The organism is Streptomyces sp. A01 (assembly GCF_059026195.1).
On record NZ_JBWLKN010000007.1, the window covers coordinates 26,813 to 47,477 of the forward strand.

Sequence of the window (20,665 nt, forward strand, 5' to 3'; positions counted from 1 at the left end):
GCCGGGCGGCGGGGGAGGGGGCGGCGGGTGTGCGGGGCGTACGGGGGGCGTTGGCCGCGGCGGCCGGTATGCCTGGCCCGTCCGCTGGGTGGGGTGGGTCTGCCTGGCCCGCTGAGGCTGCTGTGTCTGTCGCTCGGGGTATGCGTGACGCTCGTGACGCTGACCGTTTCCGTGTCACCAGGGGTCCTTCGGGGGTGGATTCGGGGGGTGGGTGGTGCTGGGACGGCGGCGACGGTACGGAGCGCGGTGGCACGGCTGATAGGTGACGGGGGGACAACTCGCGGCGCGCGTCCTGTCGTCAGAGCACAAGACGCCGTGACGGGCGGTGGGCCACGATTGCCTCAGGGGCCCCGGCGCCGGGGCGGTCCGGCGCCGGGTCCCGTCCCGCCCCACCGTGTTGCGCCGTGTCGTGTCGTGTCGTGTCGCGAGAGGAGACGGGATTGGTCTCACGGGAGAGCCCGACGGAGCGGCCCTGGCACGCCTTCTACGCGGACGGCGTGCCGCACCAGGTCAGCGTTCCCGACATACCGGTCGGCGCGCTGCTGGACGAGGCGGCCGGTCGCCACGGCCGCCGCACCGCACTGGTCTTCTTCGGCCGCCGGACCAGCTACCGGGCGCTGCGCCGCGCCGTGGACCACTTCGCCCGCGGCCTCCGGGGCCTCGGCGTCCACCCCGGTGACCGGGTCGCTCTGATGCTGCCCAACTGCCCGCAGTTCGTGGTGGCGTTCCATGCTGTCGTACGGCTGGGCGCCATCGCCGTACCGGCCAACCCACTGGACGGCGCCGACGTGTTGCGCCACCAGCTGGCCGACAGCGGGGCCACCGTCGCCGTCGTGTGGGAGGGGGCAGGGCCCCGCATCGCCGCCGGGCGGGCGGGCTCCGGACTGCGGTGCGTCATCACCACCTCGCTGACCGAGGCGATGCCCCTACGGGCGCGGCTGGCGCTGACCTTGCCCTTCCCGCGCGCCCGCGCGCTTCGCGAGCGGCTGATCACGGGCGGCGTCGCTGGTGCTGGTCTTGGTGCTGGTGCCGCGCGCGATACCGCCGGGATGGGCGCCGGTGCGGGCGCCGTTCCCGGGTGGGCGGCGGGCCGGGTGGGCGCCGTGCCCTACCGGACGGTGGCACGGGCCAGGCGGGGGCGCCGCGAGCCGCTACCCCGCGTCAACCCGCGCTCCGTCGCCGTACTCCAGTACACCGGCGGCACGACCGGGCGCCCCAAGGGCGCGATGCTCACCCACCGCAATCTCGTCGCCAACGCCCATCAGCTCAGGGCCTGGCACCCCACGACGCGCGAGGGGCGGGACACCACCCTCGCCGTCCTGCCGTTCTCCCAGCCGTACGGGCTCACGCTCGGGCTGCTGATGGGCGTCCTCACGGCCGCCAGGACCGTCCTGCTGCCCGGCACGGAGCCGGGCCCGCTGCTGCGGGCCGCCCGCCGCTGGCGGCCGACGCTGCTGCCCGCGGCGCCATCGGTGTACGAGCGGCTGCTGGGCCGCCCGCCGGAGGAACTTGAGGCCCTGGGGTCGCTCCGCGACTGCGTCTGCGGCGCGGGCAGGCTGCGCCCGGAGATCGTGGACCGCTTCCGGGCCCTGGTCCGCGCCGACCTTGTCGAGGGATACGGGCTCGCCGAGGCGTCACCCGTGGTGTCGGCCAACCCGCTGAACGCCAACGCCCGTTCCGGCACGGCCGGTCTGCCGCTGCCAGGTACCGACGTGCGCGTGGTGTCCGAGCACGACGCGCGGCGGGAGCTGCCGCCCGGCGCCGCGGGCGAACTTCTCGTCCGTGGCCCGCAGGTGTTCGACGGGTACTGGGGAGACCCGCGCGGGAGCGCGCGCGTGCTGCGCGACGGCTGGCTGTCCACCGGCGACATCGCGGTGCTGAGCCCCGACGGCTACGTCACCGTCCTGGCCCGCAAGCGTGCCGTACCGCGCTTACGCGTGGCCGAACGGTAGGCCGTGTCCGGCGGATCGTGCTGGGAGAGCCCCTGTCCGTGCGTCTGTCCGTGCGTCGCGGAGTGCGGGTGCGTCGTGGCTGGTCGCGCCGTTCCCCGCGCCCCTGGCGGGGCACATCTCCGCGCTGTGCCGGGGCCCCGGGAACGGCGGTGCTGGCGTCAGCCGGGTCTGCGGTGGCGCCCTGGGCTGCGGAGCGTCACCGCGGTGATGAGCGCGCCGAGCAGCACGAGCGCGGCGGCGAGCCGCAGCCCGCTGTCGTAGCCGTCCAGGAAGGCCACATGCGGCGTCTCCCCCTCGCGTAACGCCGCACGTTCCTCGCGGGTGAGGACGACGCCCACCAGCACCACCCCGAAGACCCCGGAGATCTCACGGGCCGCGCTGATCACGCCCGAGGCCATGCCGGTACGGCTCTGGGGCACATCGGCGAGCGAGCGCACGGTCAGCGGGGTGGTGAGCGCGGACCCGGCGCCGATGAGCAGCAGCCCGGGCTGGATGCTCCAGTACGTCGCGTGCAGCCCGGTCGCCGAGACGTACGCCAGGCCGCAGGAGACCATGACGAGACCCAGCGCGATCACCCGGTGCACGCCCAGCAGCCGGGCGCACCATTCGGCGGCCGGGGTGGTCACCAGCAGCGCCCCGGCCAGCGGCAGAAAGGCCAGGCCCGCCTTGGTGGGGGAGAAGCCGAGGACGCGCTGGAGGTAGAGGGCGGTGAAGAAGAAGACGCCGTTGACGCCGACGCCCCACAGGACCTGCGCCGCCGTGCCGCCGCTCAGCGAACGGCTGCGGAAGACGCCGAGGTCGATCAGCGGCAGGAACGTACGGGACTCCACGGCGAGGAAGGCGATCCCGGCGACGGCGGCCACCGTGAGGCACTGCGGCACGGGCGAGGCGGAGAAGCCGCGTTCGCCGCCTTCCACGAGCCCGTAGGTGAGGAAGTACAGCGCGAGCGCGGACAGCAGCACGCCGGGCAGGTCGAGTACGCGCAGCAGCCGCCCGCGTGGCCGGTGGGCGGCGGGCGGGACGGCGAAGACCAGGAGCAGCGCGAGGACGCCGAACGGCAGGTTGAGCAGGAACACCCAGCTCCAGCCCCAGCGTTCGGTGACCACGCCGCCCACCACGGGGCCCAGCGCGAGGGCGATGGCCAGCGAGGCGGTCCAGACGCCGACGGCGAGGGACCGCCGCCGCTCGGGCAGGTCGGTGGTGACGACGGCGAGGGCGGCGGGGATCACCAGCGCGGAGCCCACCCCCTGCACCGTGCGGGCGGCGATCAGGGCGGTGCCGGTGTCGGCGAGGCCCGCCAGTACGGAGGCGACGGTGAACACCGTGATCCCCGTGCCCAGCACCAGGCGGCGTCCCAGCAGGTCGGAGAGGCGCCCGCCGACCAGCAGCAGGGTGCCGAAGCTCAGCACATAGCTGGTGGCCACCCACTCCAGGTCGTTGACGCTCAGCCCCAACTCCTGCTGGACGGAGGGCAGGGCGACGTTGATGACGGTGTTGTCGAGCGTGGTGATGAACCCGGCCAATGCGATCATCCCCAGCACGGCGATCGACCGCGACCGCCCCATCACCGCCCCTCCCTCCCTGTGTTGACGGGCATCCCGCAGCGCGGTCCGCCCCGGCCTCGGAGCCCTCCCGCGGTCCGCCCCGGTCCTGGCCTTCCCGTAGTCCGCCCCGGTGTCTTCCCGCGATCCGTCCCGGTCGGGGGTCTTCCCGCGACGGCCGGGCGCCCCGCCGGCGGACGGCCGGACCCCGGCGCCGACCCTAACGAGCCGCGCGGCGCTTTCACCCGGCCTCCGGGAAAGTCCGGCGGGCGGAGACAAGAACCGGCCGGACGGTTATCACTTTCCGCGTAAGAATTCTCCGCTGTGAGAATCCCCTCATTGTTTTTCGTTGTACGACAGGAGCTCCGCGCTGCCACCGTCCCTACTGTGCCGCGCATGACGGACCACAAGACGAACGATGAGACGGGTGACGAGGCGGACCGGCTGGCGGGTCAGGCGAATGCGGCGGCCGAGGAGTTCGACGACCGTCCGGTCTTCGATCAGGCGCGGCACGAACGGGGAATGCGCAGAATCCAGGAGTGGGGCGGCGAAAGCGGCCGTCTGATGGTGGACATCCTGGCGGACGTCTCACCCGACCTGGCGCACTACATCGTCGGCTGGGGCTTCGGCGAAATCCTCGCCCGGCCCGGCCTCTCCGCCCGCGAGCGCGAGCTGCTGACGCTGGGCATGCTCACGGCCTTGGGCGGCTGCGAACCGGAGTTGAAACTGCACGTCGGAGCCGCGATCGACGCGGGAGTCGAAGCGGCGGAGGTGATCGAGGCGCTGGTGCAGTCCGCCGCGTACTGCGGCATGCCACGGGCGCTGGGCGCCACCCTGGCCGCCCGCGAAGTCCTCGCGAACCGGGGCCTGCTGCCGGTCCCGTCCGCGCTGCGCAGGCCCGGCCCGCCCGGCCCGGACAACTCCCCCGGCGCGGACGGCCCGGACGGCCCGGACCCGGGCCAAGCGAGCGGCTGAGGCCGCCCACGGGACGCCAGGCCGACGCCAGAGGGGCCCGGGCGCCTGGCTCACGGCGGAGAGCCGGGACGCCGAGTGCGGCACCGTGGCCGCCCGGCGCCTTGTCACCCGACTGACAAAGCACGACCGTGAATTCGTCAACGATTGCTCTAACTCGCGACCTTCCCGCACCGCAATCTGTTCCTCCTGTGTTTTTCTCGGAAAGCGTCCGGAGAGAAGGACCGCGCATGACTCGGATCGACAGCAAGGGAAAATTACTCACCCTGACCAGCTATTCGCCGGAATGCCCGCAGGAACGCCCTCCAGAACCTCCACCAGAATCCTCACCAGCGCTTTCGCCAGCACCTTCACCAGACCCTCCGCCACTGCGCGCGGACCGAAATCCGCCCGGGCCTCCCGGACACTCCGAATCCGCCGATGGAGACACGCAGGGGCGCCTCGACGAGCTGCGTGACCGGCGCGACCGGGCCCGGCTCGGCGGTTCGCTCAAAGCCGTGGAACGCCAGCACGCACGCGGCAGGCGCACCGCGCGCGAACGCATCGATCTGCTGCTCGACCCGGACTCCTTCACCGAGTTCGACTCCTTCGTCCGGCACCGCTGCACCGCCTTCGGCATGGCGGACCAGCGGCCGGACGGCGATGGGGTGATCGTCGGCCATGGCACGGTCGACGGACGCCCGGTGGCGGTCTTCGCGCAGGACGCCACGGTCTTCGGCGGCAGCATGGGCGAGGCGTTCGGCCAGAAGGTCATCAAGGTCATGGACCACGCCCTGAAGGTCGGCTGCCCGGTCGTCGGCCTCAACGACTCCGGCGGCGCGCGCATCCAGGAGGGCGTGGTGGCCCTCGCCCACTACGCGGAACTCGTCCACCGCAACGTCAGGGCCTCCGGGGTGATCCCCCAGCTGTCGCTGATCCTCGGCCCCTGCGCCGGTGGCGCCGCGTACTCCCCCGCGCTCACCGACTTCACCGTCATGGTCCAGGACATCTCGCACATGTTCGTCACAGGGCCCGACGTCATCCGCTCGGTGACCGGCGAGGAAACCACAGCCGAGGCCCTGGGCGGCGCCCGGACCAGCGCCAGCGTCAACGGCAACGCGCACTACCTGGCGGAGGACGAAGAGGACGCCTTCGACTTCACGCGCATCCTCCTGTCGTACCTCCCCGCCAACAACTGCGAGTCCCCGCCCCGCTATCCGCAGTCGGCCGACCTCTCCGTCACCCCGGACGACCTGGTCCTCGACACGCTGATCCCGGACTCGCTCAGCCAGGCGTACGACATACGCGGCGTCATCGAACGCGTCGTGGACGACGCCGACTTTTTGGAGATCCAGGAACTCTTCGCCCCGAACATCGTCTGCGCGCTGGGCCGGGTCGAGGGCGCGACCGTCGGCATCGTCGCCAACCAGCCCACCCACTCCGCCGGGGCGCTCGATATCGACGCCTCGGAGAAGGCCGCGCGCTTCGTCCGCTTCTGTGACGCGTTCGGCATCCCGCTGCTGTCGTTCGTCGATGTCCCCGGCTACCTCTCCAGCGCGGGTCTCGAACGCGACGGGATCGTGCGGCGCGGAGCGAAACTCCTGTACGCGTACGCCGAGGCCACCGTCCCCAAGATCACCGTGGTGGTCCGCAAGGCGTACGGCGGCGGCTACGCCGTGATGGGCTCCAAGCACCTGGGCGCCGACCTCAACTTCGGCTGGCCCACCGCCCGTATCGCCGTCATGGGCGCCCCCGGCGCCGTAGCGATCCTGCACCGTAGGGAACTGGCCGCGGCCGAGGACCCGCAGCGGCTGCGCGACCAGCTCGTCGACGAGTACGAGCGGACCTTCGCCACCCCCTACCTCGCCGCCGAGCGCGGCTACCTCGACGCTGTCATCCCCCCTCACGAGACGCGGCCGCAGATCGTCCGCGCCCTGCGCGCCCTGCGCGGCAAGCGCCGCACCGAGCCGGAGCGCCGCCACGGGAACATCCCCCTGTAACCGGGTCCCCACCGGCCTGGCAGAGCCGGGGCCCGATGGGCCACCGGGCCCGGCGCGAGCCGCCGGGGCAGCCGTAAGCCACGACGCGCACCCGGTGACCGGTGATCCGTGACGGGGGTTGCCGCGACCCGAGGGCCGTGCGGACCCGACGGGTCCGGCGGATTCCGGCGTGCCGCACCGCGTGAACCGACCTGAACTGAACCTTTTGGAGCCGCTATGCCCCCCGCGCGCGCCCCCGAGCAGCCCCTCCGTGACTGGCTGCTGACCGACCACCTGCACCAGTGGGCCACCGAACGTGGCCCGCACCGCGCCTTCACCTTCGTCGAGTACCCCGCCGTCACCTCTCCCGGACTGCACCGGACGCTCACCTGGAGCGGACTCGACTCCCGGGCCCGGGCCATCGCCGGGCGGCTGGCCGCCGAACGGGCCGTTCCCGGCGACCGCGCGGCCCTCCTGCTCCCGCAGGGCCTCGACTACGTGGCCGCGTTCCTCGGCTGCCTGTACGCCGGGGTGGTCGCCGTGCCGCTGTTCAGCCCCGGCCTGCCCGGCCACGCGGACCGGCTGGCCACCGTCCTGGCCGACTGCGCCCCCCACTGTGTGCTGTCCGACTCGGCGACGTCCGCCTCCGTCAGCTCCTTCGTGACCGCGCACGGTATGGCCCGGATGCCGGTCATCGAGGTGGACCAGGCGTACGACGCCTCCAGCGCGGCCCCGGCCCCGTCCGCCGACGTGGTGCTGGAGATAGACCGCGTCCCAGGCCATGTCCCCGGCCATGTCCCCGGCCCTGACGACATCGCGTACCTCCAGTACACGTCGGGCTCGACCCGGTCCCCGGCCGGGGTCATGATCAGCCACCGGAACGTGGTCACCAACGCCAGGCAGGCGCTCTCCGTCTACCGTGACGGAGTCCGCGCACCGCAGAGATCCACCGCACCGTCCGGCGAGTCCGTCGCGTCCAGTACGGCACCAGGGCCCCGTACGGCAGCCGGGCCCCGCTCGGCAGCAGCAACACCCACCGCACCGTCAGCGCCGACCGCTTCGCCCTCGCCGTTCGCGCCGTTCGCCGCCGTGCCGTCGCCGCGCAGGTCATCCCCGACCGAGCACACCGGCGGCACGGACCGCCGCGCGACCACGATGGTCGGCTGGCTCCCGCTGTTCCACGACATGGGGCTCGTCCTCAGCGTCGCGGCGCCCGTCGTCGGCGGGTTCTCCTCCGCCCTGATGGACCCGGTGGCCTTCCTCGAACGGCCGGTGCGCTGGCTGCGGTTGCTCGCCGCCTACCCCGGAGTGCTGAGCGCGGCGCCGAACTTCGCCTACGACTACTGCGTCACCCGGGTCGGCCCGCACGAGGCCGAGGACCTGCGGCTGCACCGCGTCCGCGCCCTCATCAACGGCAGCGAACCGGTGCGCCCCGGCACCGTGGAGCGGTTCCAGGGGGCCTTCGGCGCCACCGGTCTGCGACCGGAAGCCCACTGCCCCTCGTACGGGCTCGCCGAGGCCACCGTCTTTGTGGCGGCCGACCCGCCCACCACGCTGTACGGCTCCGTGTCCTGCGACAGGGAAGCCCTGAACCAGGGCAAGGCCGTGCCGCTCGACTCGGACGACGAGCGCGGCGCCCAGCTGGTGACCTGCGGTGGCGCGGTGGGGCAGGAGCTGCGCATCGTCGACCCCGCGCGCGGGGTGCCGCTGCCGGAAGGCGAGGTCGGCGAGATCTGGCTGCAAGGCCCCAACATCGGCCTCGGCTACTGGGAACGGCCCGCGCAGACCGAGGCGACGTTCGGCGCCCGGCTGGCGGGAGCGCCGGGAAAGTGGCTGCGTACGGGCGACCTCGGCACCCTGCACGAGGGACGGCTGCTCGTCACCGGCCGGTTGAAGGACCTGCTGATCGTGGACGGCCGCAACCACTACCCGCAGGACATCGAGGAGACCGTCCAGTCGGCGGTGGCCTGGGTGCGCCGCGACCGGATCGCCGCCTTCGCCGCGCCGGTGGGGGCCGGGGGAGGGGAGAGCGGCGAGGAGGTCGTTGTCGTCGCCGAGCACCGCCGCGACGCCCAGCTCACCGACGACCAGCGCGCTGAGGCGGTACGTACCGCACGCGCACAGGTCTCCGCCCGGCACGGCCTGCGGCTGTCCCAGGTGCTGTATGTCGCGCCCGGCGCCGTGCCGCGCACCTCAAGCGGCAAGGTCTCCCGAGCCGCCTGCCGGGCCCGCTACCTGGAGGGCGCCTTCGAGGATGCGGGCGTGGAAGCGGGCGAGGAGCGATGAACCGAGCGACGCACACGAATCCGGACCGGTACCCGGACGTGGGCCCGGGCCCACGTCCGGGCTCGATGGGAGAGACCGGTGCCGCGGCGGCCGGGGGTGAGGCCGCGGGTCGGGTCGGCCGGGAGCGGGTGCGGGAGCTGGTCGTTTCGCGGCTGGCCGCCTGGTACGGAGCCGACCCGGCCGACATCACCGACGACCGGCCGTTCGCCGAACTCGGCCTGACATCCCGGGATGCCGTACACCTCACCGCGCAGCTGAGCGCCCTGATCGAAGCGCGGCTGCCCGCCACCGCGCTGTGGGACGCGCCGACGATCGGTGAGCTGCTGGACCTGTGCGAGCTGGTGGGCACGGGCACGGCCCCGCCCGCCGCGCCCGGCGGCCGGGCCCACCGCGGCACCGACGCCGCTTCCCGGACCGCCCCGGCACCCGCGTCCGCCCCCGCGTCCGGAGCCCCTTCGGTCGTCGCGGGTGCGCTGCCCCCGGTCGCCGTGGTCGGCATCGGGTGCCGACTGCCCGGTGGCGTACACGGGCCGACGGACTTCTGGCACGTCCTCAGCGACGGCATCGACGTCGTCTCCACCGTCCCCGACGGCCGCTGGGACCCCTTCGTCCCCGCCGGGCACGCGACGTTGCGCGAGGTGAACCGGCACGGCGCGTTCCTCGCCGACATCGCGGGATTCGACGCCGAGTTCTTCGGCATCAGCCCGCACGAGGCCGCCGCGATGGACCCGCAGCAGCGGCTACTGCTCGAAGTGGCCAGGGAGACCCTTGACCACGCTGCCATCCCCGCCACCGCTGTGGCCGGGACGAAGACGGGCGTCTTCATCGGCGTCAGCGGCAATGAGTACGCCCAGCTCACCACCTCCGACCTGGCCGGAGTTGACGGCTGGACCCCATCGGGCGCCGCGCTCAGCATCGCCGCCAACCGCCTCTCGTACACCCTGGACCTCCGTGGGCCGAGCCTCGCCATCGACACGGCATGCTCGTCCTCGCTGGTCGCCGTGCACCATGCCGTCCGCAGCCTCGCCACCGGTGAAAGCGACACCGCGCTGGCCGGCGGCGTCAATCTGCTGCTGTCGCCCGCCGTCACCCTCGCGTTCCAGCGGGCGGCGGCCCTGGCACCCGACGGCCGGTGCAAGACCTTCGACGCGGCGGCCGACGGCATGGTCAGGGGCGAAGGCTGTGCGCTCGTCCTCCTCAAGCGACTCGCCGACGCCGAGCGCGACGGGGACCGGGTGCTGGCCGTCGTCCGCTCCACCGCCGTGAACTCGGACGGCCGTTCCAACGGCCTGCTCGCCCCCAGCGGCGAGGCTCAGCGCGCCCTCCTCGACGCGGCGCACGGGACGGCCGGGCCGGTCGCGCCGGAGACCCTCGACTACGTCGAGGCCCACGGCACCGGCACCCCACTCGGCGACCCCATCGAAACGAGTGCCCTCGGCGCCGTCCTCGGGCGTGGCCGCGACAGCGCCCAGCCGCTGCTCATCGGGTCGGCGAAGACCAACGTCGGCCATCTCGAAGCAGCCGCCGGAATCACCGGCTTCATCAAGACCGTGCTCGCCCTGCACCACGACGAGATCCCGCCTCACCTGCACTTCAACACCCCCAGCCCGCATATCGACTTCGAAGCGCTGGGCCTGCGGGTGGTCACCGACCCCGAACCATGGCCCCGCTACTCGGGCCGGGCCACCGCCGGAGTGTCCGCCTTCGGCTTCGGCGGCACCAACGCGCACGTCGTACTCGAAGAGCACCGAGTACACGAGCGTCGCGCACCCGAGCACCGCGTACTCGCAGAGCACCGCGTACCCGACGAGCGCCACGTACTCGCAGAGCGCCGCGTACTCGAAGAGCACGGTGCGGGCGAACGCCGCGTAGACGAGCACCGCGTAGACGAGCACCGCGTGCGGCAGCACCGGCGGGCGGAGCACCGAGCGGCGGAGCACGGGGGAGCGGAGCACGGGACAGACGGTGAACTCGCCCCGACCGGCCGAGGGCTGGACACCGCGCTCCCTGGTTCCGCCCCCGTCATCACGCTTCTTGACGGGCCGACGCAGGACCGGGTCCAGGAAGCCGCAGGTGATCTCGGCCGGTGGCTCGACTCACCGGAAGGGCGCACCACGCGCCCCGCTGACCTCGCACGCACCCTCGCCGGGCGTACGGGCCGGGGCCGTCACCGGGCCGCGCTCGTCACCCGTGGCATCGCGGAGACCGCCACCGCCCTCGGCAACCTGGCCGACGGCCGCCCCGACCCGCGCGTCATCGCCGGAGACAGCAGCGCGCACGCTCGCACGGGGCGGGGCGTCGTATGGGTCTTCTCCGGTTACGGGTCCCAATGGCCCGGCATGGCGGCGGGGCTGCTGGACGCCGAGCCGGTGTTCGCCGCGGCCATCGACCGCCTCGAACCGCTGCTCCGCACCCACGCCGGACTGTCCCTGCGCGACCAGGTGCGGCCCGATGCCGAGTTGACGTCACCCGCGGTCGTCCAGCCCGTGCTGTTCGGTGTCCAGGTCGCCCTCGCCGAACTGTGGCGCTCGTACGGCGTCCGACCCGCCGCCGTCATCGGCCACTCCATGGGCGAGGTCTCCGCCGCCGTCGTCGCGGGCGTGCTCGATGTCGAGACCGGCGCCCGCGTCATCGCCCTCCGTTCGCGGCTGCTGTCCGGCCTCGGTGGCGGCGCCATGGCCGTCGTCGACCGGTCCGGCGACCAGATCCAGGCACTGGCGGCCGAGCTGCCGAGCCTGCGGGTGGCCGTATACGCCTCTCCGGTCCAGAGCGTGGTCACCGGGTCGGCCAGGGACATCGACCGCCTCATCACCCAGGTCGCCGAAGCGGGTGGGCTCGCCCGTTCCCTGCGTGTCACCGCCGCCGGGCACTCGCCCGACGTCGATCCGCTGCTCGGCAGGTTCACACGGGAGCTGGGCGCCATCGACCACGCCCCGCCCACCTGCCGCCTCTACTCCACCGTCCTGCCGGGGGTCGTCACCCCGGTTGTCCCGCCAGGGGGCGCACCGGCCGCCGTCCCCGGCGGTTTCGGTACCGACTACTGGGCCGCGAACCTGCGGGAACCCGTCCACTTCTCGCAGGCCGTCGCGGCGGCCGCCGCCGACGGGTACCGGGCGTTCGTCGAGGTCTCACCGCACCCGACGCAGTCGCACCCGCTGAGGGAGACCCTGCGGGCGGTGGGCGCCGACGACGCGCTGATCCTCCCCACGCTGCGAAGGCAAGCCGATGACGCCCTCGTGTTCCGCAGCGGCCTCGCGTCCCTGATCGTCCACGGCCTGGCACCAGCACCGCCCGTCGCGCGAACCGGCGGACGCGTCATCGACGTGCCCAGCCCCCGCTGGCGCCACCGCGCCCACTGGACCCCGGCCCGGTCCCTGACGCGCACGGACGAGTCCCCCGCCGCGCCGCCACCCCCCACCGCGACCCTCGCGCCCCCCACCGCGACCCCCGCGCCCCCCATCGACGCAGCTCCCACGCCCCCCACGAGCCCCTCCACCGCCACCGAATGGCTACGGGAGCGCGTCGCCGACCTCATGGGGTACGAACCCCACCACATCGATCCCGACGCCGAACTCACCGCCCTCGGACTCGACTCGCTCATGGCCGCGCGGATACGGAACGCCGTGGAGGCGGAGTACGGCGTACAGCTCACACCGCGGCTCCTGCTGCGACACGGCACCGTACGGGCCCTCGCGGCAGCCCTCCCCGAGCCGCACCCGCACTCGCACCCACACGACCCAGACACCACCACCTGCCCCACCGATGGCGTGCTGCCCAGGGATGCCGCCGAACGGCTGGTCGCCCATATCTGGCAAGACCTCACCCAGGGACCGCCGCCGGACGTCCTGCGGGAACTCGGGCTCGACGCGGCGGGCTCCGCGCTCGTCAGCCGCTTCGCCGACGCCCTCATCGAACGCGCCGGGCACCCCATCCCCCCGGAAACGCTGCTCCAGCCGCCCGTCACCGTCGCCGCCCTCGCCACCCGGCTGCGCCCGTATCTCGAAGCTCCGGCCGACCGCGCTTCAGGGTCCGGCTCCGGGCCGGTGACCTCGGGCGGGCCGCTGCGGGTCTTCCGTTCCGAGGGTGTCCGCCCGCCGATCTTCCTGATGCATCCGGCGGGTGGGTCCGCCGCCGTCTACCAGCCGCTCAGCGAGCGCCTCGGCTCGTACCAGCCCTGCTACGGCCTCGACCGGCTGCCCGAAGCGAGCGGGCTGACCGAGGTGGGGGAGCGGGCCGCCGCGTACGTCCGCGTCATCAGGGACGTGCGGCCGGAGGGGCCGTGGACCGTCGGCGGCTGGTCGTACGGCGGGCTCGTCGCGCAGCATGCGGCGCGGCTGCTCGCCGAGCACGGGCGGGTCGCCGCCCTGGTCCTGATCGACGCGGTGCTGCCGCTGCCTCTCGGGCAGTCACCGCCCAGTCCCCCGCACCCAGCGCACCCAGCGCACCCAGCGCGCCCAGCGCACGCATCGCGACCCGAGCCCCCGGCCGACAATGCGACGCCGCCTGAGCTCCGAGCGCTGGAGGAGGCTCGCCGCCGGTTCTCCGGCTTCGCCGCGTACGTCGAGCGCACCTACGGCAGCCCGCTGCCACTGCCCTACGTCGAACTGGCCTGCTTGGACGATGCCGGGCAGATCGAGTTGGTGATCAAGGCGCTGGAACAGGCCGTCGAGCTGCCACCGGCCGTCCTCGAACACCAGCGGACCTCCTACCTCGATCTGCGCAGCGGTGAACGGCACACCCCAGGCGGCTACCCCGGCCGCACGTTCCTCTACCGGGCCACGCTCCCGGCGCCGCACACCGTCACGGACCCGCGTTACGAGCGGACCGACGAGGCCCTTGGCTGGGACGCGTACTGCCCGGCGCTGAGCGTCACCCCGCTGCACGGACACCACCTGTCCCTGCTCGACCCGCCCGTCGTCGACACCCTCGCCGACGCGCTCCGGCGCGACCTCCCCCGCGACTGACGGGCCAGCCGTCAGCAGATCCGAGAGAGAACCCCGATGCCCGCTCACCACCGCAGACGGCGCGGCGCCCACGCCGACGCCCGCATCGAAGCAGCCGCCGCCGACCGGAACCGCCGGGTGCCCTCGGCGGCCGCCGCCGCGCTCGTCACGGCGGCCGCCCTGATCTTCATCCCGACGGCGTCCGGCACCTCGTCCCCGCCAAGCCGCACATCCGCAGACGCGAGGGCGGGCGCACTGGTGCCAGCCGCAGGTCAGCCGCGCGTCGCGTCCGAGCGCTGGATCGACCGGCGCACGGTGGACCTCCAGATCGCCTCACCGGCGGTCGGCCAGAACGTGCCCGTACGGGTGCTGCTCCCTGCCTCCTGGGCGGCGGAGCCCGAGCGCGGCTGGCCGGTGCTCTACCTCCTCCAGGGCGCGCACGACGACCACACGTCCTGGACCCGCGAGACCGACATCGAGGAGTTCATGGCCGACAAGGACGTCATCACGGTCATTCCGTCGTCGGGCCCGACCGGCATCCCGACGCGCTGGCGCAACCACGGCAGGCCGGGTGGCGCCGACTACGAGACCTTCCAGGTCGACGAGCTGATGAAGGTCCTGCGCAGCGACTACCGGGCGAGTACGACCAGAGCCGTGGCGGGCGTCTCGACCGGCGGTTACGGGGCCCTCGCGTTCGCCGCCCGCCGTCCGGGAACCTTCGCCGCGGCCGCCTCGTACAGCGGCATCACCCACACGCTGGCGCCCGGCATGCCGACCGTGATCAAGGGGATCGTCGCGCGAGAGGGCAAGGACCCGTGGTCGCTGTGGGGCGAGCCGCTGCTCCAGCGGCCGGTCTGGCGGGACTACGACCCGTACGCGCGCGCCGCGGACCTGCGGGGCACCGCGCTGTACGTCTCGTCGGGGAGCGGCGTCATGGGGGCGGCGCGCGACCCGGCGGGCGAGATCCTGGAGAGCGCGCTGTGGCCCGCCGCCCAGTCCTTCGCCAAGCGGCTGAAGAACCTCGGCATCACCGCGGAAATCCACCTCTACCGGGGCGGCTCGCACGGCTGGGCCGACTGGCGGCGGGAGTTCCGGTCGTCGTGGCCGATGCTGGCCAAGGCGCTGGGGCTGCCACGCTGACGGGTCGGCCCCCGGCGCGGTACCGCCGGGCCGGCGGGTGAAGAATGGGAGGCGTGACCCGAGCATCCCTGGACAAGCAGCCGCACGAAGTCGCCGAGATGTTCGACGGTGTGGCGGCGAACTACGACCTGACCAACGACGTGCTGTCGCTCGGCCAGTCCCGGCTGTGGCGCAAGGCGGTGGCCCGCGCCGTCGATGCCCGCCCCGGCGAGCGCGTCCTCGACCTGGCGGCCGGAACGGGCACGTCCTCGCTGCCGTTCACGGCGGCGGGCGCGTTCGTCGTGCCGTGCGACTTCTCCCTGGGGATGTTGCGTGAGGGCAAGAAGCGCAACCCCTTCCTTCCGCTGACGGCGGGCGACGGCACCCGGCTCCCGTTCGCCGACGGGGTCTTCGACACGGTGACGATCTCCTTCGGCCTGCGCAACATCCAGGACACCGACGCGGCGCTGCGCGAGCTGCTGCGGGTGACGAAGCCCGGCGGGAAGGTCGTGATCTGCGAGTTCAGCCAGCCCACCTGGGCGCCCTTCCGCACCGTGTACACCGAGTACCTGATGCGTGCGCTGCCGCCGGTCGCGAGGGCCGTGAGCAGCAACCCGGACGCGTACGTCTATCTCGCCGAGTCCATTCGCGCCTGGCCCGACCAGCCGGGCCTGGCGGCCAGGTTGCAGCGGGCGGGATGGTCGAAGGTCGCGTGGCGGAACCTCACGGGCGGCGTCGTCGCCCTGCACCGGGGTACGAAGCCGGTCGGCTGACCGGGGCCCACGGCTGCCCGCTGTGGTGCCTGGCGGACGGGGTCTTGCCGAGCGGCGGGAGAAGCCCAGCAAGACCCCTTGCGGGGCGGGTGCCGGCTCGCGTCGTTCGCTGAATCAGCGAGAGACACCCTTAACGCGCGTGATAGCGCGTTAAGGCGACAGTAATCGATCATGGCTGCACCACGCAATACGCGGCGGCGAGGCGAAGACCGCCCACGCCCGGTGCGACGCTGCGGCGAAGGCCCCTCGCGTAAGACCGCCAACGCCCGGCGCGACGCTGCGGTGAGGGTCCCGCGCGTAAGACCGCGAACGCCCGGTGCGGCGCGGCGACTCGGCCGGGCGGGTGGTGGCCGGGGAAGGTCACAGGACGGGTGCGATTCGCCCCGAATCGCTGTCCTCTCGCGCATTCCCGGGGCCGGTACGCGGCGCTCGGTCTATTTTGTACGCCAGGCCCCAGCCCAGCCCGAGGCGCGTTGCGTCAAGTCCCTTCGTCAAGTCCCTTCTGAGCCTCCCGGAGCACCCCGTGTCGTCGTCCTGCTCTGTCTGCGGTGCCATATCTCCCGCCGAGGCGCGGTTCTGCATGGGTTGCGGGCGCGATACGGGTGCGGCACCGGCCGCCGCCGAAGCGACGGCAGTCGATGCGTCGCCTGCGCCCGACCCGGCGACTGCCCACGCCACGAAGGTCGACGGGCCACCGCCTCCGCCGTCGGTCCTCTCCGCGTCGCCGGAAGCGGTCTCGCGGTCGGAGGACGTCACGATCACCGGGCACTACACGCCCCCGAGGACCGTGCCCCTTCCCTCGGCGTCCCCCTCCCCGACACCGACCCCGCCCCCGGCCTCGTACGCCACCCCGCCCCCGGCCCCTTCCCCGTACGCGACCCCGACACCGGCGGCGGCGCATGTTCCAACCCCCACCCCAACCCCCGCCCCAGTCCCGGCCGCGTACGGCACACAGACCGCTGCGCCGGGCCCGGGCCTGGACCCGGACTCCGAGGCGGGCGGCGGGCGGCGGGCGCTGGTGTGGATGGCCGCCGGGGTGGCCGCGTTCCTGATCGGCGGTGGGGCGGTCACCGGTGTGCTGGCCATGCGGGACGACGATGGCGGCGGTGACGACAAGCCCGTCGTGGCGCAGAGCCAGGACCCCGAGGACGCGACGCGGGACGGCGGGACGGACTCACCGTCCGAGAGCGTTTCGCCGTCCGGAACCCCGGACGCCTCGCCGTCCCCGACGCCGTCCGACTCCCCGTCAGCCGCAAGCCCGGACTCTGACGGCGGCTCCGACGACGGCTCCGACGGCGGCTATGATGCCGACGCCGCGGACCCGCCCGAGGGATACCGCACGGCTCACGACCCGAAGGGCTTCTCGCTCGCCGTCCCCGATGGCTGGGAGCGCGAGCTGGACGGCCAGCAGATCGACTACCGGGGGCCCGGCCCGTCCGGCGACAACGCGTATCTGCGGATCGGCATCGTCAGCGGCACCACCCAGTCCGCGTACGACCACTTCCTGGAGCTGGAGGGGATCACCTCCGGGCGCACACAGAGCTATGAGCAGCTGGAGCTGTCGTCCAACACCTTCCAGGGACAGCCGGGCGCCCGCTGGGAGTTCACGTGGGTCGAGAAGAAGTCGGGCCGCGCGATGCACGCCATCGACCAGGCGTACGTGACGCCGGACGGCACCGAGTACGCGATCTACTACCAGGGCCCGGCCGGGTCATGGGACGAGGACCGGGCCGCCTTCGACACGGCCCTGGAGACCTGGTCCCAGGGCGACTGAGCCACCTGCTCCCGCCACCTTGGCGCACCGTCCCCAGCGCGCACCCGGAATCGCGGGACCGGGGATCGCGGAACCGGGGCATCAGGGAATCGCGGAATCGGGGAATCGCCTCACAGATCCAGCCGGAAGCAGAGAGCCGTCACCTTGGAGACGGGCGACTCGAAGGTCTCCGCGTGCTTCATGCCGAGCCGCTTGGTGACGGCGACGGACCGCTCGTTGCGGGCGTCGATCATCGCGACGACGTGCCGGATGCCCACCGCCCGTACGCGCTCCAGCGTGGCCTCGGCGGCGAGCGTCGCGTATCCCCGGCCCCAGTAGGCGCGGCCGAGCCGCCAGCCGATCTCGATCTCGCCCTGCGGCCCCCACTCACCCGGCCACGGCTGCGCGCCGGTGAAGCCGATGACCTCACCGGACTCGTTGACGAGTGTGCACAGGCAGACGCCGTGCCGCTGGTGGTGTTCGCGCTGCCGCGCGGTGAACTCCTCGTAGTGGGCGAGGTCGTGTGAGGAGCCACCGTGGAACTCCATCACCTCCGGGTCGTCGAAGAGGTGATGCCAGGTCGCGGCGTCCGCGGGGATCGGTACACGCAGCTGGACGGAAGATCCACTTATCGGCATCAGGGCGCCCCTCTCACGGTTCAGGTACGACACATAGACTGCACTTGTCCAGTGCCCGGCGCGACCGGCACGCAGATACCGAGTCTTCGGGAGAACCTCCGTGAGCGAGAACGCCCCCGCCGAGACCACCTCTACAGAGACCGGCGCCATCGAGTCCGACGGTAGTGGGACGGCCACCTCCGAGCCCGCCGAGGGGGGCCTCATCAAGCCCGCCGCGGAGCGTGCCGAGCGCCCGGCCTCCGAGCGCAGCGCCGACGTGATAGTGGTCGGAGCGGGCCCGGCCGGATCGACCACCGCGTACTACCTGGCCAAGGCCGGACTCGATGTCCTGCTGCTGGAGAAGACCGCCTTCCCACGCGAGAAGGTCTGCGGTGACGGCCTCACGCCACGCGCCACGAAGCAGCTGGTCGCCATGGGCATCGACATCTCCGAGGAAGCGGGCTGGCTGCGCAACCACGGTCTGCGGATCATCAGCGGCGGCAACCGCCTCCAGCTGGACTGGCCGGACCTCGCCTCGTACCCGGACTACGGCCTCGTCCGCAAGCGCGACGACTTCGACGAGCAGCTGGCCGTGCAGGCGCAGAAGGCCGGGGCACGGCTGTACGAGCGGTGCACCGTCGGGGCGCCGATCATCGACCCCAGGACCAATCGCATCACGGGCGTGAACGCCAAGCTCGGCGAGGAGAAGACCCCGGTCACCTTCCACGCCCCGCTGGTGGTCGCCGCCGACGGCAACTCCTCGCGGCTGTCCCTCGCCATGGGCCTGCACCGTGCCGAGAACCGCCCGATGGGTGTGGCCGTACGGACGTACTTCACCAGCCCCCGCACCGATGACGACTACCTGGAGTCCTGGCTGGAGCTGTGGGACCGGCGCGGCGGCGAGAACAAGCTGCTGCCCGGCTACGGCTGGGTCTTCGGCATGGGCGACGGCACCTCCAACGTCGGCCTCGGCGTGCTCAACACCTCCAGCGGCTACAAGGACCTGGACTGGCGCGAGGTCCTCAAGGCGTGGTGCGCGTCGATGCCCGAGGAGTGGGGCTACACCCCGGAGAACATGACGGGCCCCATCCGTGGCGCCGCCCTCCCGATGGCCTTCAACCGGCAACCGCACTACACGCGCGGCCTGCTGCTGGTCGGCGACTCGGGCGGCATGGTCAACCCGTTCAACGGGGAGGGCATCGCGTACGCCATGGAGTCGGCGCAGATCGCCGCCGACGTCATCATCCAGGCGAAGGCCCGCCCGACCTTCGCCCAGCGCGAGGCGGCCCTTGAGCGCTACCCGCGCGTCCTGAAGGACACCTACGGCGGCTACTACACGCTGGGCCGCGCCTTCGTGAAGCTCATCGGCAACCCGAAGATCATGAAGATCGCGACCGAACGTGGCCTGACGCACCCGCTGCTGATGCGCTTCGTCCTGAAGATGCTCGCGAACCTCACCGACCCGACGGGCGGCGACGCGATGGACCGCATCATCAACGGGCTGAGCAAGGTCGCTCCGCGCGCGTAGCGCCTGCGGCGCTCGCATCAGGGCCCGCCTTCGGTGCGACTGCCTGGGCGTCGAAGCCACACGACTCCGCCCGCCGGGCTTGAGATAGGCACCGGTGGGCGGAGGGGACTTACGCGGCTTGGGCTCGCCAGTAGGTCACCCAGTCATGCGCGAGGCGGCTCATGTGCTTCTTCCAGTCCTGCGGGTCGCTGCGGGCGATCTCGTCCCAGGTGCGCGCGTTCGCCTCGGAGAAGGCGAGTACGGATGTGTGAGGTGCGGTTGCCCATGAGGGAATGTGCTCGCGTGCCCATGCGTCGGCGTCGGTCGCGGTGCGCCCGGCTTCCATGAGTCGCAGGATGAGCACGGCCGGATCGATCCATGCGGCGCCGCGGGTGGGCCATGCCCAGTCGATCAGGTGCGCGCGGTCGGTTACGAGCATGTTGTGCGGGGCGAGGTCGGTGTGCAGCAGGGTGTCGCCGACGAGCTGCTCGACGCCGTCAGGGCCGGCGTAGCCGCTCCATCGGTCCTCGGCACGCTTCAGCTCGATGCCGGGACAGGGGATGCTCTGGAGCTCGACCAGGGCCCTGGCGACGAGCGGCAGGTCGGGCGAGCCGGGGCTGTAGTCGGGGTGGCGGCCGACGAGGTGCTCGTATCCGATCAGGTCCCATCCGCCGGCCTGTACGTGCCACAGCAGGCGGGGGCATGACGGGGGCAGATGCGGGTTAATCGCGGCTTCGCGTTGTTGCGTCCGGGCCTGCGGATGGTTGGTGGGCACGCCCTTGACGAACAGGGTCGCGTCGATGGTCTGGACGGTGGCGGCGATGCCGGAGTTAGCGCCGGCCTCGGCGGTCTTGGCACGCAGTACCGCGCCGGTGTGGTGCTCGACAGCGTCCCGGGCGGCGAGCGGTAGGTCGTCCCAGTGGATGCGGTCTACAGGCATGTGGGGTTCCTGGGGAGTGGACGGGCGAGCCGCCCCCGACCCTACGCGGGCGGGGGCGGCTCTGTGGTGCGTGCGGGGTCTAGTACGGCTGGTCGTCGTCGGCCTGGCAGGAGCAGCCGAGGCTCTCGGAGAACGTGCCGATCTCCTTCGTGATCCGGAACTCGTCGTCGGCGATCGGACGGGACGTGATCGCGACAGGGAGCGGGCCGGTGGTCGGCGCGGTCGGGCGGGGCGTGATCGCGACCATCACGGGGCCGGGGGATCGGACTTCTTCCGTGGTGCGGGGCTCGATGGCGGTTGCCAT

General features: G+C 72.8%; 13 protein-coding genes. 9 read left to right on the forward strand and 4 right to left on the reverse strand.

Annotated elements, in window-relative coordinates; genetic code table 11:
• Positions 1 to 440 precede the first annotated feature (440 nt).
• Positions 441 to 1,952: an AMP-binding protein gene (locus AC5P1B_RS11185; RefSeq protein WP_493886654.1), complete on the forward strand. Its 1,512-nt coding sequence runs from the start codon at positions 441 to 443 to the stop codon at positions 1,950 to 1,952.
• Between the two features lie 158 nt (positions 1,953 to 2,110).
• On the opposite strand, the gene AC5P1B_RS11190 is transcribed toward AC5P1B_RS11185, so the two are convergent.
• Positions 2,111 to 3,517, reverse strand: coding sequence for an MFS transporter (locus tag AC5P1B_RS11190; protein WP_493886655.1), 1,407 nt, complete (start codon positions 3,515 to 3,517; stop codon positions 2,111 to 2,113).
• 372 nt (positions 3,518 to 3,889) lie between these two features.
• Between AC5P1B_RS11190 and AC5P1B_RS11195 the strand changes: the two genes are divergently transcribed.
• The 7 genes from AC5P1B_RS11195 (at position 3,890) to AC5P1B_RS11225 (ending at position 17,318) form a co-directional block, all read left to right on the forward strand.
• A complete protein-coding gene (locus AC5P1B_RS11195) occupies positions 3,890 to 4,468 on the forward strand; it encodes a carboxymuconolactone decarboxylase family protein (RefSeq protein WP_493886656.1) in 579 nt (192 codons plus the stop codon).
• A gap of 446 nt (positions 4,469 to 4,914) precedes the next feature.
• Positions 4,915 to 6,444 carry an acyl-CoA carboxylase subunit beta gene (locus tag AC5P1B_RS11200; RefSeq protein ID WP_493886994.1) on the forward strand — a complete coding sequence of 510 codons (1,530 nt, stop codon included), beginning with the start codon at positions 4,915 to 4,917 and terminating at the stop codon, positions 6,442 to 6,444.
• 216 nt (positions 6,445 to 6,660) lie between these two features.
• Positions 6,661 to 8,709 (forward strand): fatty acyl-AMP ligase, encoded by a 2,049-nt coding sequence (locus AC5P1B_RS11205; protein ID WP_493886657.1) that lies wholly within the window; start codon positions 6,661 to 6,663, stop codon positions 8,707 to 8,709.
• Entirely contained in the window at positions 8,706 to 13,673 is a 4,968-nt protein-coding gene (locus AC5P1B_RS11210; RefSeq protein ID WP_493886659.1) for a beta-ketoacyl synthase N-terminal-like domain-containing protein, read from the forward strand. The genes AC5P1B_RS11205 and AC5P1B_RS11210 overlap by 4 nt, the downstream gene beginning before the upstream one ends.
• 36 nt (positions 13,674 to 13,709) lie before the next feature.
• Positions 13,710 to 14,792 carry an alpha/beta hydrolase gene (locus AC5P1B_RS11215; protein ID WP_493886661.1) on the forward strand — a complete coding sequence of 361 codons (1,083 nt, stop codon included), beginning with the start codon at positions 13,710 to 13,712 and terminating at the stop codon, positions 14,790 to 14,792.
• Positions 14,793 to 14,845: 53 nt separating this feature from the next.
• Positions 14,846 to 15,544, forward strand: coding sequence for a demethylmenaquinone methyltransferase (locus tag AC5P1B_RS11220; protein WP_493886663.1), 699 nt, complete (start codon positions 14,846 to 14,848; stop codon positions 15,542 to 15,544).
• 580 nt (positions 15,545 to 16,124) lie between these two features.
• Entirely contained in the window at positions 16,125 to 17,318 is a 1,194-nt protein-coding gene (locus tag AC5P1B_RS11225) for a serine/threonine kinase C-terminal domain-containing protein (RefSeq protein WP_493886665.1), read from the forward strand.
• A 110-nt stretch (positions 17,319 to 17,428) separates the two neighbouring features.
• Here AC5P1B_RS11225 and AC5P1B_RS11230 read toward each other — a convergent pair whose 3' ends face one another.
• Positions 17,429 to 17,935 (reverse strand): GNAT family N-acetyltransferase, encoded by a 507-nt coding sequence (locus tag AC5P1B_RS11230; protein WP_493886667.1) that lies wholly within the window; start codon positions 17,933 to 17,935, stop codon positions 17,429 to 17,431.
• 202 nt (positions 17,936 to 18,137) lie between these two features.
• Between AC5P1B_RS11230 and AC5P1B_RS11235 the strand changes: the two genes are divergently transcribed.
• Positions 18,138 to 19,442 (forward strand): geranylgeranyl reductase family protein, encoded by a 1,305-nt coding sequence (locus AC5P1B_RS11235; protein ID WP_493886996.1) that lies wholly within the window; start codon positions 18,138 to 18,140, stop codon positions 19,440 to 19,442.
• Between the two features lie 109 nt (positions 19,443 to 19,551).
• Here the strand turns inward: AC5P1B_RS11235 and AC5P1B_RS11240 are convergent, their stop codons facing one another.
• Both AC5P1B_RS11240 and AC5P1B_RS11245 read right to left on the reverse strand, forming a co-directional pair.
• On the reverse strand, positions 19,552 to 20,361 hold the full coding sequence (locus AC5P1B_RS11240; protein WP_493886669.1) for a phosphotransferase family protein: 810 nt from the start codon (positions 20,359 to 20,361) through the stop codon (positions 19,552 to 19,554).
• A 79-nt stretch (positions 20,362 to 20,440) separates the two neighbouring features.
• On the reverse strand, positions 20,441 to 20,665 hold the full coding sequence (locus AC5P1B_RS11245; RefSeq protein ID WP_493886671.1) for a hypothetical protein: 225 nt from the start codon (positions 20,663 to 20,665) through the stop codon (positions 20,441 to 20,443).

Excerpts from the sequence above, each read along its gene's own strand:
- AC5P1B_RS11190 (WP_493886655.1), bottom strand. The coding sequence starts at position 3,517 with ATGGGGCGGTCGCGGTCGATCGCCGTGCTGGGGATGATCGCATTGGCC.
- AC5P1B_RS11195 (WP_493886656.1), top strand. The coding sequence starts at position 3,890 with ATGACGGACCACAAGACGAACGATGAGACGGGTGACGAGGCGGACCGG.
- AC5P1B_RS11205 (WP_493886657.1), top strand. The coding sequence starts at position 6,661 with ATGCCCCCCGCGCGCGCCCCCGAGCAGCCCCTCCGTGACTGGCTGCTG.
- AC5P1B_RS11210 (WP_493886659.1), top strand. The coding sequence starts at position 8,706 with ATGAACCGAGCGACGCACACGAATCCGGACCGGTACCCGGACGTGGGC.
- AC5P1B_RS11215 (WP_493886661.1), top strand. The coding sequence starts at position 13,710 with ATGCCCGCTCACCACCGCAGACGGCGCGGCGCCCACGCCGACGCCCGC.
- AC5P1B_RS11225 (WP_493886665.1), top strand. The coding sequence starts at position 16,125 with ATGGGTTGCGGGCGCGATACGGGTGCGGCACCGGCCGCCGCCGAAGCG.
- AC5P1B_RS11230 (WP_493886667.1), bottom strand. The coding sequence starts at position 17,935 with ATGCCGATAAGTGGATCTTCCGTCCAGCTGCGTGTACCGATCCCCGCG.
- AC5P1B_RS11240 (WP_493886669.1), bottom strand. The coding sequence starts at position 20,361 with ATGCCTGTAGACCGCATCCACTGGGACGACCTACCGCTCGCCGCCCGG.
- AC5P1B_RS11245 (WP_493886671.1), bottom strand. The coding sequence starts at position 20,665 with ATGGCAACCGCCATCGAGCCCCGCACCACGGAAGAAGTCCGATCCCCC.